General features: G+C 57.3%; 3 protein-coding genes and 4 pseudogenes. 4 read left to right on the forward strand and 3 right to left on the reverse strand.

Features of this window, described 5'->3' with window-relative positions; genetic code table 11:
• Positions 1–340: 340 nt before the first annotated feature.
• Both AC1DH9_RS26975 and pdxR read right to left on the reverse strand, forming a co-directional pair.
• Entirely contained in the window at positions 341–634 is a 294-nt protein-coding gene (locus AC1DH9_RS26975) for a putative quinol monooxygenase (protein WP_427536972.1), read from the reverse strand.
• A gap of 126 nt (positions 635–760) precedes the next feature.
• Positions 761–2062: pseudogene (gene pdxR / locus AC1DH9_RS26980) on the reverse strand (MocR-like pyridoxine biosynthesis transcription factor PdxR); the annotation flags it as partial.
• A 118-nt stretch (positions 2063–2180) separates the two neighbouring features.
• On the opposite strand from pdxR, the pseudogene AC1DH9_RS26985 reads away from it, so the two are divergent.
• Positions 2181–2342: pseudogene (locus tag AC1DH9_RS26985) on the forward strand (GNAT family N-acetyltransferase); the annotation flags it as partial.
• 1 nt (position 2343) lies between these two features.
• On the opposite strand, the pseudogene AC1DH9_RS26990 reads toward AC1DH9_RS26985, so the two are convergent.
• A pseudogene (locus AC1DH9_RS26990) lies at positions 2344–2763 on the reverse strand (aspartate/glutamate racemase family protein); the annotation flags it as partial.
• Between the two features lie 99 nt (positions 2764–2862).
• Between AC1DH9_RS26990 and AC1DH9_RS26995 the strand changes: the two are divergent.
• From AC1DH9_RS26995 to AC1DH9_RS27005, 3 genes and pseudogenes are all read left to right on the forward strand, one after another.
• Positions 2863–3418 (forward strand): annotated as a pseudogene (locus tag AC1DH9_RS26995) (helix-turn-helix domain-containing protein).
• Positions 3419–3488: 70 nt separating this feature from the next.
• Positions 3489–3983 carry a hypothetical protein gene (locus AC1DH9_RS27000; RefSeq protein WP_427536969.1) on the forward strand — a complete coding sequence of 165 codons (495 nt, stop codon included), beginning with the start codon at positions 3489–3491 and terminating at the stop codon, positions 3981–3983.
• 364 nt (positions 3984–4347) lie between these two features.
• The coding region (locus AC1DH9_RS27005) for a pyridoxal-phosphate dependent enzyme (RefSeq protein ID WP_477809126.1) at positions 4348–4499 on the forward strand (152 nt) is incomplete at its 3' end.

The following is a 4499-nucleotide window of genomic DNA, read 5'->3' on the forward strand; positions in this document are numbered from 1 at the left end:
TCCGGACCGCTGGTGACATGAGTGGCGCTGGAGTGCATGACCGGTGCCGTGAAGTAGTTGCTCAGTGTGGCTTGTTCTTCTGGTGCGGTGGGCACCGAACAACCGGTTAATAAGGCAGTGAGGCTTACGCTGGTTGCCAGAATCAGTACCTGTGGGCTAGAAATTAAATAGCCAATAGTTCCACTGGTCGGAGGGCTGATTTAGGAGGGTTTTAAAGTACGTAGTTGATTTCTTAAGGAAATAAACAGGGCCTGAATATAAAGTTCAGGCCCTGTTACTTATGGCTGGAAGCGCGGGTATTGGTTTTTCAATAGCGTCAGTAGTTCATCGTATCGACGCGTTAAACGATGGGGAAACTGTTGAAGTCGACGCTGCTGGCCAGTCGGCTGTCGATCAGGCTGATGAAACCTTGAACTTGCGGGCTGTAGAAGTGTGATTGCATGGCAGTTTCGGACTGCCAGCGGGCACTGACCGTCCATCGATTGTCGTCCTCCGGGCAGCGGTCAACCATGTAGGAATCGCAGCCTGGGAGCTCACGCAATGTTTCGACGATCTTCTGCAATTGCTTGCCCAGTTCATCCGAGCGGCCAGCGGCGGCCTGTACCTGGACCGTATTGATTATTTCGTTGGGCATCGCACACGCTCCTGTATCAAGCCGGACGAGGCTCGCTCATGGTTGGGATAACGCATGTGCAGGATAGGCCTGTGCCCGGTAGCGGCCAACAGCCAATTGGCAGTAAAAGCGCCATACCAATAGACCTCAACAGACTTGCTGCAAAATATCGCGCAAACGGTCCAGGGCTACATCGATGTCCAGGGTTTCGATGGCTCCGAAGCCCATGAACAGCCCGGCCCGTGGTGTTTGCTGATAGTAAAAACCGTTCAGGCCATACAGACCGACGTCGAGTTTTTTCGCCAGTGCGATGACCCGCGGGACATCCACCTCGACTTTACACAGCAACGCCATGTGAAAACCGGCAGAGGTTGGCACCGCTTCGAGCCAGGGCGAAAGGTCCCCTGCGACGCGTGCGAGGATGCGCTCGCGCCGCCCGGCATAGACCGCATGACAGCGGCGGATGTGCTTTAGCAGGCAGCCTTCGGCAATGAATTTGGCCAGCGCCCATTGCGGCAGGGTCGAGGTGTGCACGTCGGTCAGTTGCTTGGCGCGGATCACCGCTTCGAGAATGGCCGGCGGCAGAATCGCGTAACCCAGGCGCAACTCCGGCAGCAGGGTTTTCGAAAAAGTCCCGACGTAGGCAACTATCCCGCGCTCATCCATGCTCTGCAGGGTGTCGGTGGGTCGGCCCTCGTAGCGAAATTCACTGTCGTAGTCGTCCTCGATAATGATCGCGCCCAGCTCATGTGCGCTTGCCAGCAGAGCTTCACGCCGTGCCTGGCTCATCGGCATGCCGAGCGGGAACTGGTGCGAGGGCGTGACATAGATCAGCCGGGTTCCATCGGGAATCAGCGCGACCTGAATACCTTGTTCATCCACCGGCACTCCGACCACTTCGGCACCGTGGGAGGCGAACAACAGGCGGGCTGGCGGGTAGCCGGGATCTTCCATCGCGACGAGGCTACCGGGCTCGGTCAGTACGCGGGAGATCAGGTCCAGCGCTTGCTGCGCGCCGTTGCACACCACCACATCGTCGTCCTGGCAATTGACCCCACGAGAAAAGGCGATATGCCGGGCGATCGCGTTGCGCAGCGCCGGCAGGCCTTCCGGCTCGCTGTAAAAACCCTTGGAACCGGCAATCTGTCGCAGTGCATGGGCGGTGCAGCGGCGCCAGTCATCCTGAGGAAACTGGCTCTTGCTGGTGGCGCCGCCAATGAACTCGTAACGCAGCGAACCTTCCAGGGTGGGGTGGCGCAGGAACGACGGCATGTTGCGCCAACGCTCGAGGGTGTCGGCGCTCGCGAGTTCAGAGTGGCTCTGTTTGCGGACGATTGCCGAGGGGCGGGCATTGACGTAGGTGCCTTTGCCGATCCTTCCGGTGAGGAAGTTCTCGTAGGTCAACTGCGCGTAGGTATCGGAAATGGTCTTGCGTGAGATACCCAATTTATTGCGGTGTCGGGAAGAAGTTGCAGCGCATCCCTATTCGCGCCTCGTCGCACTGTTGCTGTCGTCACCCGGGTGATGATCCGTTTAGACTCGATGGCCATGCCGCTTTCAAGGAGGAATCACCATGTCGGTGTATGCGGATAACGAAGCGGCGATCGGGCTGTACCGCAAGTTTGGTTTCGATACCGAAGGCTTGTTTCGCGAGTATGCAGTACGCGATGGCGCGCTGGTGGATGCCCTGAGCATGGTGCGCTTGCGCCGTCTGCTCAAGGCTGGCTGAGTCAGTCGCCCAGGGCGAACGCCACCGCTGCTTGCGCATGCAGCCCGGTGGTGTCGAGCAGTGGCAGCTCGCTGTGTTCGGGTTTGATCAGCAGGCTGATTTCCGTGCAGCCGAGGATGATTGCCTGGGCGCCGCGCGCTGTCAGCCCGCCAATGACCTGCTGGTAAATCTTGCGTGAGGCGTCGCTGATCACCCCGACACAGAGTTCGTCGTAGATGACCCGGTGCACGGCCTGCCGTTCGGCGGCATCCGGGACCAGTACGGTCAAACCCTTGGCCCTGAGCCGATCCTTAAGGAAGTCCTGTTCCATGGTGAAGGCCGTGCCGAGCAAGCCAACGGTCATCGCCCCGGCATCCAGGGCAGCCTGGCCTGCCGGGTCGGCAATGTGTAGAAACGGCACGGTAATCGCCGTCTGAATCTGTTAAGACCAATGGTGCGCATGGTGTGCTCCAGTGATGGCTGACTTCTGTACAAGCGAGTTTCCCGTGGTGCATTGGCTCGATCTATCAGGAAATTTCACATGCCAGACCCACTGAGTCAGAAACTGCTGGGCGGCAAGCTCGGCCTGCAACTCCTGCCGCGTGCGCCCTACAATGCTCGTGATCCGGCAACCGGGCAAACCCTCGGTGTGACGCTGGAGCGTCAGCAGGGTGTACACGCTATCGATTCGGATCGTCGGGTGGATTTTGACACCTGGCCCGGCGTGCTGGCCTACACCCTGGCAGGCGTTGAAGTGTTTTCCGAATCGGCAGCGGGAGGCGAATACCTGTTGGCGCGCTGGAGCGAACCGTTGGCTGATGAGCCGAGCTCCCTGTTCACTCATCGGGTTCAGTCTGGCGGCCATGCTCAGGCGTTGACACTGGGGCGCGAAGCCCGGCGTTTGCTGCTCGATCCTCACGCCTCACGCCTACCTGGTCGAAGTCCGGGTGCAGGCAGCGCGGCGGCTGATCGAGCGCAGCTCGCTGCCATTGGCTGTAATCGCTCAGGACAGTGGGTTCGCCCACCAGTCGCACATGGGCAGTGCCTTTCGCAAATTGCTGGGGATGACGCCCAGCCAATACCGCTCACGCTTTTAGTCGTACGCCGGCAGCGTGCATCTGCCATGCTCAAAGTCCGCAGTACTGCTTCAGCCAAAGGAACACAGCAATGGACAACGTACAGCAATTGGGTGAGATGCTTCGCCACTACGCAGAAAGCGAAGCGCACAAGAAGCAGCTGTTTGAAAGCCAATCGGCGGTGTGGGCGACGCGTATTGGCGAGTTGTTCGGGCAGATCGAACAGTGGCTGGAACCGGTCAAGGCCCCGCATTTGCTGGAGGTGAGCCGCGAAGCCTATGTGGCGTTCGGGGCGAATGTGCCGGTTGAGAGCTCGACCTTCAAGACCGAAAAACTGAGCATTCTGATTGCCGGCAAACCGGTGGAAATCGTGCCCGAAGTGATGGGTACCGGTGGGCTGATTTCGCTGGCAGTCATGGGTTTGACCGCCGCGCGTTACGGCAGTGTGTCGCTGGTGTGTCAGCCGCCTTCGACTGACTGGCAGTGGCGCAAGACCAACGGCCTGAAAGACCCGGACACCTTTGCTTTCGACGCGAATTTTCTGGCGCAGCAGTTGCAGAGCCTGATACCGCGGGATCGAGGTTGAGGGGATTGGCACGCTGCAGTAGCGAAATAAATATTTTCGTCGCAGAGGCTTAACTAGCTGATATTTAATGGGTTTTTCAAATATTCGCAGAAGGTGTTTTTCAAATATGCAGAGCAGGTATCGCGTCGGCATCTGTTTGATCTGGCGCGAGTAACAGCATTTATGGCTTCACGTATTCGTTCTTCCTGCCGGGTGATTTTCCCACAATGTTTTTCCGTTCGAGCATGGACAATTAGAATTCCACTGCGATGAAGGCGCGATGGACAAATGCTGAAAATAATCAGTAGCGCTATTTATTCCTAAAAAAAAACCTGATAGCTTCGGCACCCGTCAAGCGCAATGCTTGCTACCAAAAGGACTGGTAATGAAACTGAGTGATATCGGCAATACCCCCCTCCTGGAAATCGAAAGATTGGCTAATAATGGAAATCGTATTTTTTCAAAATGCGAGTTCATGAATCCAACGGGAAGTCATAAAGATAGAACGTATCTAAATATAGTCAACACGCTTGAAAG

It is taken from the genome of Pseudomonas sp. 05T35, assembly GCF_056396605.1.